This window comes from Enterobacter genomosp. O, assembly GCF_001022965.1.
Classification (GTDB): Bacteria; Pseudomonadota; Gammaproteobacteria; order Enterobacterales; family Enterobacteriaceae; genus Enterobacter; species Enterobacter cloacae_L.
This window is the reverse complement of sequence record NZ_LECZ01000027.1, coordinates 105,659-126,314: the sequence shown is the minus strand read 5'-3', so window position 1 is coordinate 126,314 and position 20,656 is coordinate 105,659. Positions and strand designations below refer to the sequence as shown.

Sequence of the window (20,656 nt, the reverse complement as noted above, 5' to 3'; positions counted from 1 at the left end):
AGTCTGTCCCTCTGTTTAACATTGACAATTAATGAGCGAAATAAGAATTAAGCAACATAACGTTGTCATTATTTATTTCACCCGTCTGCGCGAGCAAACTGACCCATGCTTTAATGACAGCATGTTTTTCAGCAGTAAGCTCAACTTTGGTTTTATAGAAAGATTGTTCCGCATTTAATAAATCAATATTCATACGCTGGCCAGCCTGAATACTTTTTTGGGTCGCTTCAACCTGTCGCCTGGCGGCCTCCACCGCGGAGGCATAGGCTGCAATGCGCTCTGGCGCATGAAGGCATTTATTTAATGATTTTTTGATTTCGCTATAGGTAACCAGCCGCTGCGCGTCGTGAAGATATTTTGCCTGCTCATAGCGGGCCGCCGCCTGGCGCACGGAAGCAGACACGCCTCCGCCGGAGAACAAATCCATACTGACGCGCATACCTATGCTGTCGGTACGATATTTCTGATTGATGGTGTTATCGTTGCTGGAGTCGTTCTCAGAATGCATTGCGTAAAGCTGTATTCGGGGAAGCGCGCCAGCGCGGCTGCGCTCAATTTCATAGCGCTTTTCTTCCACGCTGTGCCCGGCAGACAGAATATCGGGGTTATGCGAGGACGCTTTTCGTTCCCAGTATTGATAGTCTCTCGATGCCAGCGGAAGCTTAAGAGGCTTTTCACCGAGCGTCGGCAGCGCTGAAGTATCTGACAGATCCATGCCCACTATCGCTGAAAGCGCAACGTTTGCCGTATCAAGCGTATCTCGCGCTTCTATCTCATCAGCAACAGCAAGGCTGAGCGCAGACGCGGTTTCCGTGACATCCGTTATTGACCCCTCTCCGGATTCAAACTGTCGCTGAGTCTGCTTTTTCTGCTCTTGCAGACCCTGGCGATGTAGGGCTGCAAGCTCAAGCCGCTGGTGTGCCTCAGCAACATCCAGCCATGCGGTAATGAAGCGGTTTTGCAGGTCAATCAGGCTGCTTCGGTAGCGTTCATCAGACTGCAATTTTTTGATGATGCCGATGCGATAGCCCGCATAGGCGTCGTAATCAAACAGCGGCTGAACGACGGTAAGCGATCCCGAATGGCTGTCATATTGTTGATGCTGCACCACCTCAGAACGCTCACCCAGCAAATTTGACTGCTGGTACTGCTGCCGCTGCCAGTTACGCGGTGCGCGCTGATAGCTGACGCTGATTTTTGGCAGTAACCCGGCGCGGCCAATGGGAATGTATTCTTGCCCGGCAAGCTGATCCTTAACGGCAGCACGGTAATGGGGATCGTTATCCAGCGCCATGAACCAGCCCTGTGCAAGCGTTAAAGCACCTGCTGAAAACGGCGCCATCAGTGCGAGAAAAAATAAAACGCGTGTAAAGTGTGCACTCAGCATCATTATTCCTCGATGAACGACCGCGACGCTCGATCCACAATCGGTTTCAACAGATAGCTCAATAGCGAGCGCTCTCCGGCTTTAATAAAGACCTCTACCGGCATACCGGGTTTAATATCTTCACTTTCCAGCTTTTTCATGCCCTCTGGCGAAACGGCGATCTGAATCTTGTAGTACGGCTGCTGGGTAGTGGGATCTGTCTGGCGATCCGCCGAAACCAGTGATACCTGGGCCGGGATCCTCGGCGTGCTTTGCTGGTTAAAGGCAGTGAACATCAGGGTGACAGGCATGCCTTTATGAACTTTATCAATCAAGGCCACATCAATATGTGAGTCGATAGTCAGGGGGGATGTCTGCGGGACAAGCTCCAAAAGCTGCTCTCCCGCACTTACTACCGCGCTATCGCTGGCAAGCGCGAGGTTCATTACCACACCGTCCTGCGGTGCCACGACTCGGGTCAACGCGAGATCGACATCGGAGAGCGTCAGCTGTTTTTTACTCTCACTTACCTGCAGGCGAAGCTGATCGATCTGCGTTTCAATATCTTTCCGGTTGTCAATCAACCGCTGTTGCATGCTGCGCTTGAGCTGCTCAATCTGATTACCTAATTCCACTATTTTGCTGCGAGTTTCCCCCACCTCGCCCGCCAGTGACGCAGATTGCACCTGAATATCAAGAAAGCGGTTACGAGGAAAATAGCCTTCCTCCATCAGCGGCTTCAGGTCTTTAAGTTGACGATTTACCAGCGCGAGCCCTCGCTCTTTCGTCTCGCAGGTTCTGGAAAGAGAATCACGCTGGCGCGCCAGCCCCGCAATGGCCTGAGCGTCGTTTTGCTGGGCGTTTTTCAGCGCCTCCTGCCGGGCATGCATAAGCTGGCTTTGCTGTAAGACAATTGGCTTCATGGCATCCTGCAGAGCCTCTTCCTCTGCCTCAGGGGGCAATGTCAGCGTTTGCATGCCAGCCAGCTCCGATCGAAGACGGCTTTCAGCAATAAGCGAAGTCAGATAATGCTGGCGCGCAGCAGAGAGCTGGGCGAGTGAGGTTTGCTGGCTGAGCATCACGAGCAGGTCGCCCTTATGTACCGTCTGACCCTCTCTGACCGCGATTTTTGTCACCACGCCGCCGATGGGAGCCTGTATGGCCTTACGGTATCCGTCGACCACCACTGTTCCGGAAGACACAACACCTTTATCCAGAGGAGCCAGGGCAGCCCAGAGCAAAAAAGAGCCCAGACCTGCCAGCAGCACGATCCAGCCAAAGCGGACAAATGGAATGACGTCAACAAGAGGCGTCTTCAGCGCATCGGTATCATGCATGGACTTTTCCTTGTTCTACGGGGACGCTTTTACTCTGATTCACCGGGCGAGTTGACTGCTGTAAGAGTTGTTCTGTCGGGCCATAAAGCTTTGATTTACCCCCCTCCAGAACGAGCAGGTGACTGGTCAGCGGCAAAATACCTGGACGATGAGAAATGATGACGACGCTTTTCTTCTGTTGTTTAAGCTGCCGGATAACCTGCTGTAAGGCCTTTTCGCCCGATTCATCCAGGTTAGCGTTGGGCTCATCAAGGATCACCAGCGCCGGGTTGCCGTACAGCGCACGAGCCAGGCCAATGCGTTGTTTTTGTCCGCCCGAAAGGGCCGTACCCTGCTCGCCGGTCAGGGTGTTATAGCCTTCAGGCATGCGCAAAATCATTTCATGAATGCCGGCCATCTTTGCAGTAGCGATCAGTTGCGTTGAATCGATCTCACCAAAATGCGCAATATTCTCAGCGATGGTCCCCGTGAAGAGCGCAACGTCCTGCGGCAGGTAACCGATTCCGGGACCTGGCTTCTGCTTCTGCCATTGATAAATATCTGCCCCATCCAGCCTGACGTCCCCTTCTCCGGCGGGCCAGACACCGCATAACACCCTGGCGAGACAGGATTTTCCTGATGCACTGGCCCCCACAATCCCCAGCACCTCACCCGGTTCTACCCGCAGATTGATATTGTGCAGTATGGGCTGCCGGGAGTTTCCAGGCGGGAAGACGGTGACATTCTCCACCGTGAGCAGCCCTTGTGCCTCCGGCAGACGAATGCTCTCCTGCGCCGGTGGGAACTCGCTTGTCAAATGAACCATGCGCCCCCATGCCTGGCGAGCTGACCGGTACCCTTTCGCCACGCTGATGAGTTGTTCAACCGGTGCCAGCGCTCTTCCAAGCAAAATAGAGCCTGCGATCATCATGCCCGGCGAGATATCTCCCAGAATCGCCAGCCAGCAGCCAAGCCCCAGCATGAGCGACTGGAGTGCCATACGTACCGTTTTGGTGATGGCAGACATAAAAACAGCACGTTCACTGGCCGCACTCTGGCAGTAAAGGAACTGTCGATGTGCTCGCCACCAGCGCGCCTTGACGTTTTCAGTCATCCCCAGCGCCTGCAGCGTCTCAGCGCATTGCAAGGTGCTGTTAGCTTGATGATTAGACACCAGGGCATAACCACCCGCTTCATTTAAAAGCTGACGCGTTATTTTTTCATTAATAAAAGCCAGAGCCAGCAGCACAAACGCGCCTGAAAGAGAGAACAATCCGAGCCAGGTATTAAAAAGAAAAATGACGCCTATGTAGACAGGAAACCAGATCGAATCAAAAACGGCGAATAACGCCGGACCGGTAACAAACTGGCGAATGACGGCGAGGTCGCTGATAGCCTGCCCGGCATTAGGACTACGCTTAACGAGATTGCTTTCACATGCTGCGGTATACAGTACAGGCGAAAGAGCGTTATCAAACTGATTACCTAATCTGATAATGATGATGCCACGGGAATAATCCATAAGTGCCATGATGGTGAACATAAATAACACCAACAAGGTCAACATAAAGAGGGTTGTCGTATTCCCGGATGACAGCGCGCGATCGTAGACCTGCAGCATATAAATTGAAGGCGTAAGCATCAGTACATTTATTACTGAAGAGAAAAAAGCAATAATCACAAATAACCGCAAGCGCGCATGTGTAAAATTCTTAAATACCTGCAAGGGTTTGCTCATCCATAAGCCTTTGATATCTTAGCCGTTGTCACATTTCAGAGTGACTATTAGACGTCATTATTGAAACCACATCACGATGAATATCGAAACCCAACAAATTAACAGGAAATTGACGTTCGGCTCGACAATATGAAATATGTAATTTTCCTAAACGTTGTAGATTTTCATTTTCCTCTGGCACTCCTTTCGCTCAGACAAATTGCAGGCTCAGAGAGCCAGTATATAAACCATCATTATCATGACGGCAACAATTACTTGGGCAAATATGCTTTTACTGAATATTTCTTATAACAATACGCATCCACTATAAAAATTCACACGCTAGCGTGTTGTTTGCACGATATAAACACCGTGCACATTATCATGAAATTTCATGTCGGAATTAATATCAATGAGTGGATTTTAAGACAATTCACCAATATTAATGTCAGTCGTAAGATTACAGGCAGAAATCTATAGTTATTTTTTTCAGCTAAGCCATACAGTGACTAACTGGATGGCGTCTGCCGGGGCGAAACCTTCGTTTATAGCGAGTCAGATGGGCCGTGAAAATGCTAAGATGGTTTATGAGGTATATTCAAAGTGGATAGTTGGTATGAACGCCGATCAGGCAGGCATGCTGAATGAGCGACTGCAAACGCTCCTGCCCCAGGATGCCCTCAGGGATAAACGACACTGGATAATGTCGTTTAAAATTAGTAAGATAGCCACTTCATATAAAATACCTTAAAAATTATGCGTCTGGTTTTATCGTCCTTTTTTGCACTCGGTCTGTTCAGCAGCCTGGCCTTTGCTGTCCCCAGGCAAACGCCGCAGCCTGACATTCGTGACAGCGGCTTCGTCTATTGCGTGAGCGGCCAGGTGGATACCTTTAACCCGCAGAAAGCGGGCAGCGGCCTGATTGTGGATACCCTTGCCGCACAGCTTTACGATCGACTGCTTGATGTCGACCCTTACACCTACCGTCTGGTACCCGAGCTTGCCGAAAGCTGGGAAGTGCTGGATAACGGCGCCACCTACCGTTTTCATCTGCGCGATGACGTCGCGTTCCAGCGCACCCCGTGGTTTACCCCCACGCGCAAGCTGAACGCGGACGACGTGGTCTTTACCTTCCAGCGTATCTTTAACCGCAATCACCCGTGGCATAACGTTAATGGCGGTAACTTCCCCTATTTCGACAGCCTGCAGTTTGCCGATACGGTTAAGAGCGTGCGCAAGCTGGATAACCGGACGGTTGAATTCAGCCTGACGCGCCCGGATGCCTCCTTCCTCTGGCACCTGGCGACCCACTATGCGTCCGTCATGTCTGCTGAATACGCGGCGAAGTTGACGAAAAAAGATCGTCAGGAGCAGCTCGATCGCCAGCCGGTCGGCACCGGTCCGTTCCAGCTGGCCGAATACCGCGCCGGGCAATATATTCGTCTGCAGCGCCATGAACATTTCTGGCGCGGTACCCCGCTGATGCCACAGGTGGTGGTTGATTTGGGTTCTGGTGGGACAGGACGTCTGTCGAAACTGCTCACCGGGGAATGTGACGTGCTCGCCTGGCCTGCTGCCAGCCAGCTCACCATTTTGCGCGACGACCCGCGCCTGCGCCTGACGTTACGCCCCGGCATGAACATCGCTTATCTGGCCTTTAACACCGATAAGCCGCCGTTGAATAACCCTGCCGTTCGTCATGCCCTGGCGCTGGCGATTAACAACCAGCGCCTGATGCAGTCGATCTATTACGGCACGGCGGAAACCGCCGCCTCAATTTTACCGCGCGCCTCGTGGGCCTATGACGGTGAGGCTAAAATTACGGAATACAACCCGGCAAAAGCGCGTGAACAGCTGAAAGCGCTGGGGGCGGAAAACCTTACGCTGCAGCTTTGGGTGCCGACCAGTTCCCAGGCGTGGAACCCGAGCCCGCTCAAGACCGCCGAACTGCTGCAGGCGGATATGGCGCAGGTGGGCGTTAAAGTGATCATCGTACCGGTAGAAGGCCGTTTCCAGGAGGCGCGCCTGATGGACATGAATCATGATTTAACCCTGACCGGCTGGGCCACCGACAGTAACGATCCGGACAGCTTCTTCCGGCCGCTGCTGAGCTGCGCGGCAATTAACTCGCAGACTAACTACGCCCACTGGTGTAACCGGGAGTTTGACGCCGTGCTGCAAAAAGCGCTCGCTTCCCAACAGCTGGCCTCACGCATTGACGCCTATGACGAAGCGCAGAAGATCCTTGCTCAGGAGCTGCCGGTGCTGCCGCTGGCCTCTTCCCTGCGTCTACAGGCCTATCGCTATGATATTAAAGGCCTGGTGCTGAGCCCGTTCGGCAACGCCTCGTTCGCCGGCGTGTCGCGTGAAAAAGAACAAGAGGTGAAAAAACCATGATTATTTTTACCTTACGTCGGCTCCTGTTGCTGCTGGTGACGCTCTTTTTCCTGAACTTTGTCGGCTTCAGCCTGAGCTATTTCACGCCGCACGCCCCGCTCCAGGGGTCATCGCTGTGGGATGCCTGGCTCTTCTGGTTTAACGGGCTGCTGCACTGGGATTTTGGCGTGTCCAGCATCAACGGGCAGCTGATTTCCGAGCAGTTGAAAGAGGTCTTCCCGGCCACGATGGAGCTGTGCATTCTGGCCTTCGGCTTTGCCCTGATGGTCGGGATCCCCGTGGGCATGCTGGCCGGGATTTATCGCAATAAATGGCAGGATAAGTTTATCAGTGCTCTCGCCCTGCTCGGCTTCTCCATCCCGGTCTTTTGGCTGGCGCTGCTGCTGACGCTATTCTTCTCGCTGACGATGGGCTGGCTCCCGGTTTCCGGTCGTTTTGACCTGCTCTACACGGTTAAAACGGTGACGGGATTTGCCATCATTGACGCGTGGCTGTCCGATTCCGTCTGGCGCCATGAGATGATCGTCAGCGCCCTGCGCCATATGGTATTACCGGTGCTGACGCTGGCGGTTGCCCCAACGACTGAAGTGATCCGCCTGATGCGCCTGAGCACCATCGAGGTGTTTGATCAAAACTACGTCAAAGCCGCCGCCACGCGCGGGCTATCGCGTCTGACCATACTGCGCCGCAACGTCCTGCACAACGCGCTGCCGCCGGTTATTCCGCGTCTGGGATTACAGTTTTCCACCATGCTCACGCTGGCCATGATCACCGAAATGGTCTTTAGCTGGCCCGGGCTGGGCCGGTGGCTGATTAACGCTATTCGCCAGCAGGACTACGCGGCTATTTCCGCGGGTGTGATGGTAATTGGTTCGCTGGTGATTATTGTTAACGTGTTGTCCGATATTCTGGGTGCCATGGCTAACCCATTGAAGCATAAGGAATGGTATGCCTTACGATAGCGTATACAGTGAAAAGCGCACGCCCGGCGTGCTGCGTACCGTGTGGCGTAAATTCTATGGTGACACCACGGCAATGATCGGCCTTTACGGCTGCGCCGGGCTGGTGTTGCTGTGCGTCTTTGGCTCGTGGTTTGCGCCGTATGGCATTGACCAGCAGTTCCTTGGCTATCAGCTGCTGCCGCCTTCCTGGTCCCGCTATGGCGAAGTCTCTTTCTTCCTGGGGACGGACGATCTGGGACGCGACGTGCTGAGCCGCCTGCTGAGCGGTGCCGCCCAGACGGTAGGCGGCGCATTTGTGGTGACGCTCGCGGCCACTGTCTGTGGACTGGCGCTGGGCATTTTTGCAGGCTCCACGCACGGCCTGCGCTCGGCGGTGCTTAACCACATTCTGGACACGCTGCTCTCCATTCCTTCTCTGCTGCTGGCGATCATTGTCGTTGCCTTTGCCGGTCCGCATCTGTCGCATGCCATGTTCGCGGTCTGGCTGGCTATTCTGCCCCGCATCGTGCGATCGGTTTACAGCATGGTGCATGACGAGCTGGAGAAAGAGTATGTCGTCGCGGCCCGTCTGGACGGCGCGACGACCTTCAATATTCTTTGGTTTGCCGTTTTGCCAAACATCGCCGCCGGGCTGGTCACCGAAATCACCCGCGCCCTGTCGATGGCGATTCTGGATATCGCTGCGCTAGGCTTCCTCGACCTCGGCGCACAGCTGCCGTCGCCTGAATGGGGTGCGATGCTCGGTGACGCGCTGGAGTTGATCTACGTTGCGCCGTGGACGGTCATGCTGCCAGGCGCGGCGATTATGGTGAGCGTATTGCTGATCAACCTGCTGGGCGACGGTATTCGCCGTGCAATTAACGCGGGGGTGCAATAATGCCGCTTCTTGATATTCGTAACCTCACCATTGAATTCAGAACCGGTGAAGGCTGGGTTAAAGCCGTCGATCGCATCAGCATTACCCTCGCTGAGGGTGAAATTCGCGGGCTGGTGGGGGAATCTGGCTCCGGAAAAAGCCTGATTGCCAAAGCCATTTGCGGCGTGGCGAAAGACAACTGGCGCGTGACCGCTGACCGTATGCGCTTTGATGATATCGACCTGCTGCGCCTCTCCCCTCGCGAGCGGCGCAAGCTGGTCGGGCATAACGTCTCGATGATATTCCAGGAGCCGCAGTCCTGTCTCGACCCGTCCGAACGGGTGGGCAAACAGCTGATGCAGAACATTCCCGGCTGGACCTATAAAGGCCGCTGGTGGCAGCGCGTGGGCTGGCGCAAGCGTCGCGCGATTGAGCTCCTGCACCGCGTCGGGATCAAAGATCACAAAGATGCGATGCGCAGTTTCCCGTATGAGCTGACCGACGGCGAATGCCAGAAAGTGATGATTGCCATCGCGCTGGCCAATCAGCCGCGTTTGCTGATTGCGGATGAACCCACGAACGCGATGGAGCCCACAACGCAGGCGCAAATTTTCCGCCTGCTGTCGCGTCTCAACCAGAATAACAACACCACTATTTTGCTGATCAGCCATGACCTGCAAATGCTCAGCAAATGGGCGGACAAAATCGATGTGATGTATTGCGGGCAAACGGTCGAAACCGCGCCGAGTGAAGATCTTATCAACGCCCCGCATCATCCGTATACGCAGGCGCTTATCCGCGCCATTCCGGATTTTGGCAGCGCCATGCCGCACAAGAGCCGCCTGAATACCCTGCCAGGGGCTATTCCGCTGCTGGAATCCTTGCCGATTGGCTGCCGTCTTGGGCCACGTTGCCCCTATGCTCAGCGTAAATGTATCGAGACGCCGCGCCTGGCCGGGGCCAAAAATCATCTTTACGCCTGTCATTTCCCGCTGAACATGGAGAGAGAGTGAAATGGTCGAAACCTTGCTGGAAGTCCGCAACCTGAGTAAGACCTTTCGCTACCGTACGGGGCTGTTTCACCGTCAAACCGTCGAAGCGGTAAAACCCCTGAGCTTTACCCTGCGTGAAAAACAGACCCTGGCGATCATCGGCGAGAACGGTTCCGGGAAATCTACCCTGGCGAAAATGCTCGCCGGCATGGTTGAACCCACCGCAGGCGAGGTATTGATTGACGATCACCCTCTGGCGTTCGGGGATTACTCTTTCCGAAGCCAACGCATCCGCATGATCTTCCAGGATCCGTCAACCTCGCTGAATCCACGCCAGCGCATTTCGCAGATCCTCGATTTTCCGCTGCGCCTGAACACCGACCTGGAGCCGGAGGCGCGCCGTAAGCGCGTCTTTGAAACCCTGCGCATGGTTGGGCTGTTACCGGATCACGAAAGCTACTACCCGCACATGCTGGCCCCCGGTCAGAAACAGCGTCTGGGTCTGGCGCGTGCGCTGATTTTGCGCCCGAAAGTGATCATCGCTGACGAAGCGCTTGCCTCGCTCGATATGTCGATGCGTTCACAGCTAATTAACCTGATGCTGGAGCTGCAGGAAAAACAGGGTATCTCTTATATCTACGTCACCCAGCATCTGGGGATGATGAAGCACATCAGCGATCAGGTGATGGTCATGCATCAGGGGGAAGTCGTCGAGCGCGGCAGCACGGCGGATGTAATGGCCTCCCCGCTCCACGAACTGACAAAACGCCTGATTGCCGGTCATTTCGGTGAAGCATTGACGGCTGATGCGTGGCGAAAAGACCGATAAGCGTGCATTGAAAGAGTGGTCGGATTAACTAAGCACGCGACACGTGATATTATCGCCGCGTTTTAACGACGATTGTCCCGATATGATGACAATCGGCACAACAATGAATATAAGGATTAAAGCTATGGGTTTTCTTTCCGGTAAGCGCATTCTGGTGACTGGCGTTGCCAGCAAACTGTCCATCGCATACGGCATCGCGCAGGCAATGCATCGCGAAGGCGCTGAGCTGGCGTTCACCTACCAGAACGACAAGCTGAAAGGCCGTGTTGAAGAGTTTGCCGCACAGCTGGGTTCCAGCATTGTTCTGGAATGTGACGTTGCACAAGACGAAAGCATCGATGGCATGTTTGCTGAACTGGCAAAATCATGGCCGAAATTCGACGGCTTCGTTCACTCCATCGGCTTCGCTCCTGGCGACCAGCTGGACGGCGACTACGTGAACGCGGTAACCCGTGATGGCTTCAAAATCGCTCACGACATCAGCTCCTACAGCTTCGTTGCGATGGCTAAATCTTGCCGCGCGATGCTGAACCCGGGCGCAGCCCTGCTGACCCTGTCTTACCTGGGCGCAGAACGTGCTATCCCTAACTACAACGTAATGGGTCTGGCTAAAGCGTCTCTGGAAGCAAACGTACGCTACATGGCGAACGCAATGGGTCCTGAAGGCGTGCGCGTTAACGCCATCTCTGCTGGTCCTATCCGCACCCTGGCAGCTTCCGGCATCAAAGATTTCCGTAAAATGCTGGCACACTGCGAAGCGGTTACCCCGATTCGTCGTACTGTTACCATTGAAGATGTGGGTAACTCTGCAGCCTTCCTGTGCTCTGACCTTTCCGCGGGTATCTCCGGCGAAGTGGTTCACGTTGACGGCGGCTTCAACATCGCTGCAATGAACGAGCTGGAAATTAAATAAGCTGTGACTCTCTTCCCGCAGGGGAAGAGAGTTTTCCTCCCGCACCACTCCTCCGTTATTCCGTTCTGCTATTTGTTATCACCTAACAATATTTTTCCCTTTATCTGCGTTACGCCAGGATATTGATCGCCATTTTGAGATCAAGGAACGCACATGGAACAACGCCGTTTTTCCGGCAAAGGCCACTGGTACCACGAAACCCAGTCAAACCACGCGCAGACGGATGTTCTGCCTCTGGTGCCCGAAGCCGCTAACGTCGACGATCGTTTTTTGCTCGATTTAGCTTTGCCTGATGAGATTGTCGCCGCCTGTTCTGGCTGGTTTGCCCCTGCCAGAGCCTTATGCCACCAGCTGTTTCCGCTCTCGATTCCCGTGAACCGCCTGCATACGCTCAGCGCCTACGATCGGCTCAGTACCGCGTTGACGGTCGCACAGGCCTGTGGCGTTCAGCGGCTTTGTAACCATTACGCCGCCCTCCTCGCCCCACTACCCGGCCCGGACTCCTCGCGCGAAAGCAACCAACGCCTGGCGCAAATCACGCAGTATGCCCGCCAGCTTTCCAGCTCCCCTGATGTCATTGATGATAAAGCGCAGAACCAGCTTGATGAGGTTGGCCTGTCAATATATGACATTGTGGTGATTAACCAGATTATCGGCTTTATTGGTTTTCAGGCGCGCGTGGTCGCGGTTTTTCAGGCGCTGTTAGGACAACCCGTTCGCTGGTTGCCTGGCCATCATATTCAGCCGCACACCCTGCCCGCGAGCCACAACGCCTGGGTGCCGCTTTTGCCGGTCGTCGAGCTGCGCTATGCGAGCGCGCATCAGCTTGAGTCGCTGTCCCGCTGGCAGGCAGAACCCGCGCTTGAAGCCCTGACGCCGGTTCTTTGCCATGAGCCGTCGCTGCTCGACCTGACGGGAGAAATCCTGATCAACAGTCGCGAAGAGATTTCTCTGACTTCTCCTGCACTTTCGGCAGCGGTCGAACTGCTGACGCGCTCTCCGGACCGCTTCAGTGCCGCACAGTTTACCCCGCTCACGGATCAAGGACTCTCTGCCGAACAGGCGATCTCGCTGCTTACCCAAAGTGCGTTTGATGGCTGGCTTACGCGTCTGAAAGTCGCGTTTGGCAAAGAGGAATAACCATACTAATTACCCAAAGACCGCTTGCTGAGACAGTGAGAATCGCGTAAAACTGTCAGCCGCTCAATGGCTACGAAAATAGAACATTATGTTTCAGGACAACCCGCTGCTAGCGCAGCTTAAACAGCAACTGCATTCCCAGACGCCGCGTGCAGAAGGGGTCGTAAAAGCCACGGAAAAGGGCTTTGGCTTCCTTGAAGTTGACGCGCAGAAAAGCTACTTCATTCCGCCACCGCAGATGAAGAAAGTGATGCATGGCGACCGCGTCATGGCCGTCATTCATACCGAAAAGGAACGAGAGTCCGCCGAGCCGGAAGAACTTATCGAACCGTTCCTGACCCGCTTTGTGGGTAAGGTGCAGAGAAAAGACGATCGTCTGTCTATCGTGCCGGATCATCCCCTGCTGAAAGATGCCATCCCCTGCCGAGCCGCCCGCGGTGTTGAGCATGATTTTAAAGAAGGTGACTGGGCCGTAGCAGAAATGCGCCGTCATCCTCTGAAAGGCGATCGCGGTTTTTATGCTGAATTGACCCAGTTCATCACCTTTGGTGCCGACCATTTCGTGCCGTGGTGGGTCACGCTCGCGCGCCATAATCTTGAAAAAGAAGCACCTAACGGCGTGGCGACGGAGATGCAGGACGAAGGTCTGACGCGTCGCGATCTCACTGCCCTGGAATTTGTCACCATCGACAGCGCCAGCACGGAAGATATGGATGACGCGCTCTACGCTGAAGAGAGCGCCGATGGCAAACTGCATTTGACGGTTGCCATTGCCGATCCCACCGCCTGGATTGCCGAAGGCAGCAAGCTGGATGACGCGGCGAAAATCCGTGCCTTCACCAACTACCTGCCAGGCTTCAACATTCCGATGCTGCCGCGCGAGCTGTCAGACGATCTCTGCTCGCTGCGCCCCAATGAAGTGCGCCCGGTCCTTGCCTGCCGCATGACCATCGCAGCGGATGGCGCGATTGAAGACGATATCGAGTTCTTTGCCGCTACCATCGAATCGAAAGCCAAGCTGGCCTACGATAACGTGTCCGACTGGCTTGAAAATACCGGTAGCTGGAAACCTGAATCAGACGCTATTGCCGCGCAGATCCGTCTGCTGCAGCGTATCTGCCTGAACCGCGGCGAGTGGCGTAAAACCCACGCGCTGGTGTTCAAAGACCGTCCGGATTACCGCTTTGTTCTGGGTGAAAAAGGCGAAGTGCTGGATATCGTGGCCGAGCCGCGACGCATTGCGAACCGCATTGTTGAAGAAGCGATGATTTCTGCCAACATTTGTGCCGCACGCGTGCTGCGCGACAAGCTGGGCTTCGGCATTTACAACGTCCACACCGGTTTTGATCCTGCGAACACCGAAGCGCTGGCGGCCCTGCTGAAGAATCATGATGTGCACGTTGATCCGGAAGAAGTGCTGACGCTGCCGGGCTTCTGCAAACTTCGTCGTGAGCTGGACGCGCAGCCGTCCGGTTTCCTGGACAGCCGCATTCGTCGCTTCCAGTCCTTCGCGGAAATCAGCACAGAGCCGGGCCCGCACTTTGGTCTCGGTCTGGAAGCTTACGCTACCTGGACCTCTCCAATCCGTAAGTATGGCGATATGGTTAACCACCGTCTGCTGAAAGCGATTATCAAAGGCGAAACGATCGCGCGTCCTCAGGAGGATACCACGCTGCAGATGGCCGAACGTCGCCGCCTGAACCGCATGGCGGAGCGTGACGTGGGAGACTGGCTGTACGCGCGCTTCCTGCAGGATAAAGCTGGTACGGATACCCGTTTCGCCGCAGAGATCATTGATATCAGCCGCGGCGGTATGCGCGTCCGCCTGGTGGATAACGGCGCTGTCGCCTTTATTCCTGCTCCGTTCCTGCATGCCGTACGCGACGAAATGGTCTGCAGTCAGGAAAACGGGACGGTGCAAATTAAAGGTGAAACAGTTTACAAAGTCACAGACGTGATTGACGTAAACATCGCCGAAGTCCGCATGGAAACCCGCAGTATTATCGCGCGCCCTGTCGCCTGATAACCTGTTAAATTGTCGGCCATTTCCTTTCCGGAGGGGCCGACAATTTTTCTTTTTATCCCCGCCACAAAATCATCATTTTTTCTCACTATTTTCCGTTTACTGCCGCCCAAACTCGCCATAATTATCTACAGTAAAAGAGTGTTGTTATATTCGGTTACGTGAATTTTTATACGCTGAGTATTCTTTTTTACCCGACTCGTTTTAATATAAGAAAACAGGGAAAAACAATAAGTTCACTTCGGTTTTGCCGCTGTTTCGCAACGGAAAAGTCGACTGCAAATGAATAATTTGTGCGCTAATGAACAGCGGCGGGAGAAGACATGATGGACGATCTGGAGCAGAATTTGCTGTTTCGTTACATGGGGACGCACAGCCCCTGGTGGCGCCTGTCAGCTGACAGCAATGCTCTGCACCTTGCCACCAGCGAAAACGCCGATGTCACTCAGGTGGTGTCACTGGACGATGAACAGGCCGATCTCATCCGTCAGTTAACCGTTATTACCTCCAGCATCTCCATGTCGCTCTCTTTGTACGGGGAAGATGTCCCGGTGCATCTTGTGGGGCGAAAAATTACCCGCAACGAGTGGGCCGGCACCGCTTCAGCATGGAACGATACGCCCTCCGTCGCGCGCGATCTGGCTCAGGGTCTCTCTTTCGCGGAACAGGTTGTCTCAGAGGCCAACTCCGTCATTGTTATTCTCGATCAAAACGGCAATATTCAGCGTTTTAACCGGCTGAGCGAAGAGTATACCGGCCTGAAAGAACACGAAGTGATTGGTCAGAACGTGTTTAAGCTGTTTATGAGCCGCAGCGAAGCGGCAGCCTCAAAGCGTAATATCACCGGTTTCTTCCGTAACGGCAGCTCCTACGAGGTCGAACGCTGGATTAAAACGCGTAAAGGGCAGCGGTTGTTTCTGTTCAGAAATAAGTTCGTTCACAGCGGCAGCGGTAAAAATGAAATTTTCCTTATCTGTTCCGGTACCGATATTACCGAGGAGCGCCGCGCGCAGGAGCGGCTGCGCGTGCTGGCCAATACCGATACCATCACCGGCTTGCCAAACCGTAATGCCATTCATGAACTGATTTCCGACGCCATCACCAGCCGCGGCGATACGCAGGTTGGCGTGGTGTATCTCGATCTGGATAACTTTAAAAAGGTCAACGACGCCTACGGGCATATGTTTGGCGATCAGCTGTTACAGGCCGTCGCTCTCGCCATTTTGAGCTGTCTGGATGAAGGACAGGTGCTGGCGCGACTTGGCGGCGATGAGTTTATCGTCATGGCCACCAATACCTCTCAGGGTTCTCTGGAAGCGATGGCGTCGCGCATTTTGACCCGCCTGCGCCAGCCGTTCAGAATCGGTCTGATTGAGGTTTACACCGGTTGCTCTCTGGGCATCGCCCTCGCTCCGCAGCACGGTAACGACCGGGAAAGCGTCATTCGTAACGCCGATACCGCCATGTATACCGCCAAAGAGAACGGTCGCGGCAAGTTCTGCGTCTTCTCGCCCGAGATGAACCAGCGCGTGTTTGAGTATCTCTGGCTGGATACCAACCTGCGTAAAGCGCTGGATAACGATCAGCTCCTGATCCACTACCAGCCTAAAATAACCTGGCGCGGGGAGATCAGAAGCCTTGAGGCGCTGGTCCGCTGGCAATCACCGGAACGCGGCTTGATTCCGCCGCTGGAGTTTATCTCTTATGCCGAGGAATCGGGCCTGATTGTGCCGCTGGGGCGCTGGGTCATGCTCGATGTGGTTCGCCAGGTGGCGAAATGGCGCGATAAGGGGATAAACCTGCGCGTGGCCGTGAACGTCTCAGCGCGACAGCTGGCCGACCAGACTATTTTCAGTGATTTAAAGCAGGCGCTAAAAGATCTTAACTTTGAATACTGCCCCGTCGACGTTGAATTAACCGAAAGCTGTCTTATTGAGAACGAAGAGCTGGCGCTCTCGGTGATCCAGCAGTTCAGCCGGCTCGGGGCGCAAATTCACCTGGACGATTTTGGTACCGGCTACTCTTCCCTCTCCCAGCTGGCCCGTTTCCCCATCGACGCCATCAAGCTCGATCAATCCTTTGTCAGGGATATTCATAAGCAGTCAATTTCCCAGTCTCTGGTGCGCGCCATCGTCGCGGTGGCGCAGGCGCTGAACCTGCAGGTGATTGCCGAAGGGGTCGAAAGTGCAAAAGAAGACGCCTTTCTGACCAAGAACGGCGTCAACGAACGGCAGGGTTTTCTGTTTGCTAAGCCGATGCCCGCTGCCGCATTCGAGCGATGGCTAAAACGATATCAAGCGCGTAAACAGCGTTAACTGGCTTTACGCAAACCCGCCGCATGATGGCGGTTTTGCAGCATCACCAGACGCTCCATGTAGGCGATATCTTTCGGCTCCAGGCAGAAGGCAGCATCAACCCAGTCTTCCGTGATGTCCATCAATTCACTGCGAGGCAATTGCAGAACGCGCGTACGGGCGCGCAGCATCGCCCTTACGCCATTCAGTTTTGGCCGCAGCGTATCGATAAAGGTTCTGGTGGAAACATAGCTTTGTCCGGGCTCAAACAGGACATCCACCAGCCCGTGCTGTTCGTACCATTCCGCCGTATGGGATTCCCCTTTATAGATGAGCTCCTCCGCCAGCTTCATGCCTGAACGGCGTGCTACCAGAGAATATCCCCCCATGCCGGGGAAGAGATTGAAGGCAATCTCCGGGAAACCTAAACGGGCATCGCGCTGACCCAGAACGAAATGGTGCGCCAGTGCGGCCTCAAACCCGCCGCCTAGCGCACTGCCTTCGACCATTGCCAGAGAGATGGCCCCCGTATCAAACCCGCGAGATGCCGCGTGGACGCAATCAACGCAGGCGCGCGCGTACGCCCGCAGCGCTTCCCGACGTCCGTTCTGAATGCACTCGACGAAGAACTGCAAATCACCGCCCACGTTGTACATCTCGGGAACCAGCGAACCGGTTACCCAAAAATCAACCGCAAAACCAGACTGGCGAACCAGCCATGAAAAATTCATGATCTCCTCAATTAACGCGTGGTTGAAGCAAGGACGCGGCTGGGCCCGCAGCATCATCCAGACTGTGCGTCGCTCCGCCTCGTAATACCCTGACAGCTGAGTGAACCGTTCAGTATCGGTAAACAGTGTGCAGGTAGGCTGATTGATAACGGTCATAGTCTCATTCCTCTTATAAAAAAGCGCGTTGCGCGCAGTTTTAGACTAATCCACTCAATAAGCCCGCTACATGAGGGGGAATAAATTTATCACTTCCGTTTAAGTAATTTAGTTATTGTATTTTTTCCCTTCTCTTTTGATCCTAATTTCTGCATCATTGAAAATATTAACTTTTCGCGCCTGGGGTGAGATTATGTCGACTATTGATGCACAAGCTGTAGCACAACGTATTGATACCGTGCTGGATATCCTGGTGGCAGGCGATTATCACTCTGCTATCCGCAATCTTGAGATCCTGAAGTCTGAACTTCTTGCTCAGAATGGCGCTGACGTGCCTCCCGAAAACAGACAGCCCAAAGCGCCGTGGGAAGTTTAACCCCACCGTTTCCGACCTCGTTTCGCTTTATTAAATGGATGCTATGAATTCCCGACAACAACTCATTTTGCAGATGGTCATCGATCAGGGACGCGTCAGCGTAGTCGATCTCGCTAAAACGACCGGCGTGTCTGAGGTCACAATCCGCCAGGATCTTAATCTGCTGGAAAAACAAAGCTACCTGCGTCGCGCGCACGGATATGCCGTCCCGCTGGACAGCGATGACGTTGAGACGCGCATGATGAATAACTACGCGCTCAAACGTGAACTGGCGGAATTTGCCGCGTCGTTAGTGAACAATGGTGAAACGGTCTTTATTGAAAACGGCAGCAGTAATGCCCTTCTGGCGCGCACGCTTGCTGATCAAAAAGACGTTACCATCATCACCGTCAGTAGCTATATCGCACATTTACTCAAAGAGACCCGCTGCGAGGTCATTCTGCTGGGCGGTATTTATCAGAAAAAAAGTGAAAGCATGGTCGGCCCGCTGACCCGCCAGTACGTCCAGCAGGTTCATTTCAGTAAGGCCTTTATCGGCATTGACGGCTGGCAGCCTGAGACGGGGTTCACCGGCCGGGATATGATGCGTTCTGACGTCGTGAATGCCGTACTGGAAAAAGAGTGTGAAGCCATTGTGCTCACCGATAGCTCTAAATTCGGCGCCGTCCATCCGTATACGATGGGGCCTCTTTCTCGCTTTAGCCGCGTTATTACTGACGAACGTTTACGCGAAGAGCACCGTAATAAACTGGAGGATGACGGTCTCATCGTCAATATTATTAAAACAACCGCCTGAGCCCTCTGTGCGCCCGAATTTCGGGCGCTCTCGCCCTTCATTCTCTGAGATGATTCCTGGTACTTCTTTAAGAGTTTTTACCTGTTTAACTCGCCCTAAAGTCGTAAAATTAATGTTAGCGATATAACAGGAAGTGACTATCACCTGCGTGATTACGTAACGCCTGCGCGACCAGCTTTCACGGAGAACAGAATTAAGTATTCAATTCGTCTATACTTAACGTGTACATCTTTCCGTGAATCGATAATTCAGGAGAAAGTATTATGACCTTAACCAGCAAAAAATTAGCCGCCGCTGTTCTGGCAATCACTGTAGCTATGTCCCTGAGCGCATGCTCTAACTGGTCTAAACGTGACCGTAACACCGCGATTGGTGCCGGTGCAGGTGCTCTCGGTGGTGCAGTATTAACGGATGGTAGTACGCTGGGTACATTAGGTGGCGCTGCTGTCGGTGGTATTATCGGTCACCAGGTCGGCAAATAATTATTCTATAAGCCTTCCGCGGTATTGTGATATTTGAACGCATTTCAGGTCTGACATACGCACGTATATAACACGAGCCACGGCATTTGCCGTGGCTTATTTATTTTAGCCGCCCGCCAGTTTGACCTTCATGCCTTTGGCTTCCAGCAGCGATTTTATTAAATCGCGTTTATCACCCTGGATTTCGATAATGCCGTCTTTCACGGCACCGCCGCAGCCGCATTTCTTTTTCAGTTCGGCCGCCAGCTTTGTCAGCTCCGCATCATCCAGGTCAATTCCGGAGATAAGGCAGACCCCCTTTCCTTTTCGCCCGCTGGTTTGACGCTGGATGCGAACGATTCCGTCGCCCTTCGGACGCTCGGCTTTCGCTTTCGGCTCGTCGATACGCCCGCTGTCGGTTGAGTAGACCAGACGACTGTTGGAATCGGTCATTATGCCCCCTTTCTCAGCGACGCGTTGATAGCCTTAAGCGTATCTGCCGGGTTTGCAGACTGCGTCACCGGACGCCCGATGACCATGTAGTCAACGCCTGCAGCCAGCGCCTGCTCAGGCGTCATAATACGGCGCTGATCGCCAACTTCACTGCCTGCAGGACGAATCCCCGGGGTGACCAGCTTAAAATCCTGACCCAGCACTGATTTAAAACGCACGGCTTCCTGCGCGGAGCAGACGACGCCATCAAGTCCGCAATGCTGCGTCAGACGCGCGAGACGCTCAGCATGCTCGGCAGGTGACAACGTCACGCCGAGGTCGCGTAAATCGCTTTCGTCCATACTGGTCAGCACGGTGACCGCAATCAGCAGTGGCGCATCTTTGCCGAACGGCAGGAGCGCTTCACGGGCAGCCGTCATCATTCTCGCCCCACCCGATGCATGGACGTTAACCATCCATACGCCCAGATCGGCGGCTGCAGCTACGGCGTGCGCTGTGGTATTCGGGATATCATGGAATTTGAGGTCGAGGAACACGTCAAAGCCGCGCTGCTGCAGATCGCGAACGATTTGCGGTCCAAACAGCGTGAACATCTCTTTGCCAACTTTCAGACGGCAATCGCGAGGGTCGATACCGTCGACAAACGCCAGTGCAGCGTCACGCTTATTGTAATCAAGCGCAACAACAACAGGAGAATCCGTAATTATGCGGGAAGTGGAGGATGTAACAGACGTCATGACCAGCCCTTTTCGTCTATGGGCGCGCAGCGGCGCGGAACAGATAAACGGCGAGCATTCTACCTGCCGCCGCCGCAAATTGACAGAATCCATTTGCTTTCCTGCCAGACCGGCAAACCGCACGGAGCCAAAAGATGTTAG

The 20,656-nt window shown here is 54.2% G+C and carries 18 protein-coding genes; 12 read left to right on the top strand and 6 right to left on the bottom strand.

Annotation, left to right across the window (positions count from 1 at the left end):
- Positions 1–28 precede the first annotated feature (28 nt).
- From ABR39_RS19520 to ABR39_RS19510, 3 genes are read right to left on the bottom strand one after another with little or no spacing between them, the layout of a single operon-like run.
- On the bottom strand, positions 29–1,390 hold the full coding sequence (locus tag ABR39_RS19520; RefSeq protein WP_047348283.1) for a TolC family outer membrane protein: 1,362 nt from the start codon (positions 1,388–1,390) through the stop codon (positions 29–31).
- Entirely contained in the window at positions 1,390–2,703 is a 1,314-nt protein-coding gene (locus ABR39_RS19515) for an HlyD family type I secretion periplasmic adaptor subunit (protein ID WP_047348282.1), read from the bottom strand. The genes ABR39_RS19520 and ABR39_RS19515 overlap by 1 nt, the downstream gene beginning before the upstream one ends.
- Positions 2,696–4,420 carry a type I secretion system permease/ATPase gene (locus tag ABR39_RS19510; protein ID WP_047348281.1) on the bottom strand — a complete coding sequence of 575 codons (1,725 nt, stop codon included), beginning with the start codon at positions 4,418–4,420 and terminating at the stop codon, positions 2,696–2,698. The genes ABR39_RS19515 and ABR39_RS19510 overlap by 8 nt, the downstream gene beginning before the upstream one ends.
- Before the next feature lie 735 nt (positions 4,421–5,155).
- On the opposite strand from ABR39_RS19510, the gene sapA reads away from it, so the two are divergent.
- From sapA to pdeR, 9 genes are all read left to right on the top strand, one after another.
- Entirely contained in the window at positions 5,156–6,796 is a 1,641-nt protein-coding gene (gene sapA, locus ABR39_RS19500; protein ID WP_047348280.1) for an ABC transporter substrate-binding protein SapA, read from the top strand.
- The gene (sapB, locus tag ABR39_RS19495) at positions 6,793–7,758 is read left to right on the top strand and encodes a putrescine export ABC transporter permease SapB (protein ID WP_023335929.1); all 966 of its coding nucleotides are present in this window, start codon (positions 6,793–6,795) and stop codon (positions 7,756–7,758) included. The genes sapA and sapB overlap by 4 nt, the downstream gene beginning before the upstream one ends.
- Positions 7,745–8,635 (top strand): putrescine export ABC transporter permease SapC, encoded by an 891-nt coding sequence (sapC, locus tag ABR39_RS19490; protein WP_047348279.1) that lies wholly within the window; start codon positions 7,745–7,747, stop codon positions 8,633–8,635. The genes sapB and sapC overlap by 14 nt, the downstream gene beginning before the upstream one ends.
- A complete protein-coding gene (gene sapD / locus ABR39_RS19485) occupies positions 8,635–9,627 on the top strand; it encodes a putrescine export ABC transporter ATP-binding protein SapD (protein ID WP_047348278.1) in 993 nt (330 codons plus the stop codon). Before sapC ends, sapD begins: the two co-directional genes overlap by 1 nt.
- 1 nt (position 9,628) lies before the next feature.
- A complete protein-coding gene (gene sapF, locus ABR39_RS19480; RefSeq protein WP_047348277.1) occupies positions 9,629–10,435 on the top strand; it encodes a putrescine export ABC transporter ATP-binding protein SapF in 807 nt (268 codons plus the stop codon).
- A gap of 124 nt (positions 10,436–10,559) precedes the next feature.
- Positions 10,560–11,348, top strand: a complete 789-nt coding sequence (fabI, locus tag ABR39_RS19475; protein ID WP_025756597.1) for an enoyl-ACP reductase FabI — start codon at positions 10,560–10,562, stop codon at positions 11,346–11,348.
- 153 nt (positions 11,349–11,501) lie between these two features.
- Positions 11,502–12,488 carry a CMD domain-containing protein gene (locus ABR39_RS19470; protein WP_047348276.1) on the top strand — a complete coding sequence of 329 codons (987 nt, stop codon included), beginning with the start codon at positions 11,502–11,504 and terminating at the stop codon, positions 12,486–12,488.
- A gap of 88 nt (positions 12,489–12,576) precedes the next feature.
- Positions 12,577–14,511 carry an exoribonuclease II gene (locus tag ABR39_RS19465; protein ID WP_047348275.1) on the top strand — a complete coding sequence of 645 codons (1,935 nt, stop codon included), beginning with the start codon at positions 12,577–12,579 and terminating at the stop codon, positions 14,509–14,511.
- 323 nt (positions 14,512–14,834) lie between these two features.
- Positions 14,835–16,826: a cyclic di-GMP phosphodiesterase gene (pdeR, locus tag ABR39_RS19460; protein ID WP_047348274.1), complete on the top strand. Its 1,992-nt coding sequence runs from the start codon at positions 14,835–14,837 to the stop codon at positions 16,824–16,826.
- On the opposite strand, the gene ABR39_RS19455 is transcribed toward pdeR, so the two are convergent.
- Complete coding sequence (locus ABR39_RS19455) at positions 16,823–17,692, bottom strand: crotonase/enoyl-CoA hydratase family protein (protein WP_047348273.1); 870 nt, start codon at positions 17,690–17,692, stop codon at positions 16,823–16,825. The genes pdeR and ABR39_RS19455 overlap by 4 nt on opposite strands.
- Positions 17,693–17,885: 193 nt before the next feature.
- Between ABR39_RS19455 and ABR39_RS19450 the strand changes: the two genes are divergently transcribed.
- From ABR39_RS19450 to osmB, 3 genes are all read left to right on the top strand, one after another.
- Entirely contained in the window at positions 17,886–18,068 is a 183-nt protein-coding gene (locus tag ABR39_RS19450; RefSeq protein ID WP_047348272.1) for a hypothetical protein, read from the top strand.
- A 43-nt stretch (positions 18,069–18,111) separates the two neighbouring features.
- Positions 18,112–18,864: a DNA-binding transcriptional regulator YciT gene (locus ABR39_RS19445; RefSeq protein ID WP_047348271.1), complete on the top strand. Its 753-nt coding sequence runs from the start codon at positions 18,112–18,114 to the stop codon at positions 18,862–18,864.
- 263 nt (positions 18,865–19,127) lie between these two features.
- The gene (osmB, locus tag ABR39_RS19440) at positions 19,128–19,346 is read left to right on the top strand and encodes an osmotically-inducible lipoprotein OsmB (protein WP_008501216.1); all 219 of its coding nucleotides are present in this window, start codon (positions 19,128–19,130) and stop codon (positions 19,344–19,346) included.
- A 105-nt stretch (positions 19,347–19,451) separates the two neighbouring features.
- Here the strand turns inward: osmB and yciH are convergent, their stop codons facing one another.
- Both yciH and pyrF read right to left on the bottom strand, forming a co-directional pair.
- Entirely contained in the window at positions 19,452–19,778 is a 327-nt protein-coding gene (gene yciH / locus ABR39_RS19435; RefSeq protein WP_047348270.1) for a stress response translation initiation inhibitor YciH, read from the bottom strand.
- The gene (gene pyrF, locus ABR39_RS19430; protein WP_047349047.1) at positions 19,778–20,515 is read right to left on the bottom strand and encodes an orotidine-5'-phosphate decarboxylase; all 738 of its coding nucleotides are present in this window, start codon (positions 20,513–20,515) and stop codon (positions 19,778–19,780) included. The genes yciH and pyrF overlap by 1 nt, the downstream gene beginning before the upstream one ends.
- Between the last annotated feature and the right edge of the window lie 141 nt (positions 20,516–20,656).

Coding starts and splice junctions, on each gene's coding strand:
- ABR39_RS19520 (WP_047348283.1), bottom strand. CDS start 1,390: ATGATGCTGAGTGCACACTTTACACGCGTTTTATTTTTTCTCGCACTG.
- ABR39_RS19515 (WP_047348282.1), bottom strand. CDS start 2,703: ATGCATGATACCGATGCGCTGAAGACGCCTCTTGTTGACGTCATTCCA.
- ABR39_RS19510 (WP_047348281.1), bottom strand. CDS start 4,420: ATGAGCAAACCCTTGCAGGTATTTAAGAATTTTACACATGCGCGCTTG.
- sapA (WP_047348280.1), top strand. CDS start 5,156: ATGCGTCTGGTTTTATCGTCCTTTTTTGCACTCGGTCTGTTCAGCAGC.
- sapB (WP_023335929.1), top strand. CDS start 6,793: ATGATTATTTTTACCTTACGTCGGCTCCTGTTGCTGCTGGTGACGCTC.
- sapC (WP_047348279.1), top strand. CDS start 7,745: ATGCCTTACGATAGCGTATACAGTGAAAAGCGCACGCCCGGCGTGCTG.
- sapD (WP_047348278.1), top strand. CDS start 8,635: ATGCCGCTTCTTGATATTCGTAACCTCACCATTGAATTCAGAACCGGT.
- sapF (WP_047348277.1), top strand. CDS start 9,629: ATGGTCGAAACCTTGCTGGAAGTCCGCAACCTGAGTAAGACCTTTCGC.
- fabI (WP_025756597.1), top strand. CDS start 10,560: ATGGGTTTTCTTTCCGGTAAGCGCATTCTGGTGACTGGCGTTGCCAGC.
- ABR39_RS19470 (WP_047348276.1), top strand. CDS start 11,502: ATGGAACAACGCCGTTTTTCCGGCAAAGGCCACTGGTACCACGAAACC.
- ABR39_RS19465 (WP_047348275.1), top strand. CDS start 12,577: ATGTTTCAGGACAACCCGCTGCTAGCGCAGCTTAAACAGCAACTGCAT.
- pdeR (WP_047348274.1), top strand. CDS start 14,835: ATGATGGACGATCTGGAGCAGAATTTGCTGTTTCGTTACATGGGGACG.
- ABR39_RS19455 (WP_047348273.1), bottom strand. CDS start 17,692: ATGACCGTTATCAATCAGCCTACCTGCACACTGTTTACCGATACTGAA.
- ABR39_RS19450 (WP_047348272.1), top strand. CDS start 17,886: ATGTCGACTATTGATGCACAAGCTGTAGCACAACGTATTGATACCGTG.
- ABR39_RS19445 (WP_047348271.1), top strand. CDS start 18,112: ATGAATTCCCGACAACAACTCATTTTGCAGATGGTCATCGATCAGGGA.
- osmB (WP_008501216.1), top strand. CDS start 19,128: ATGACCTTAACCAGCAAAAAATTAGCCGCCGCTGTTCTGGCAATCACT.
- yciH (WP_047348270.1), bottom strand. CDS start 19,778: ATGACCGATTCCAACAGTCGTCTGGTCTACTCAACCGACAGCGGGCGT.
- pyrF (WP_047349047.1), bottom strand. CDS start 20,515: ATGACGTCTGTTACATCCTCCACTTCCCGCATAATTACGGATTCTCCT.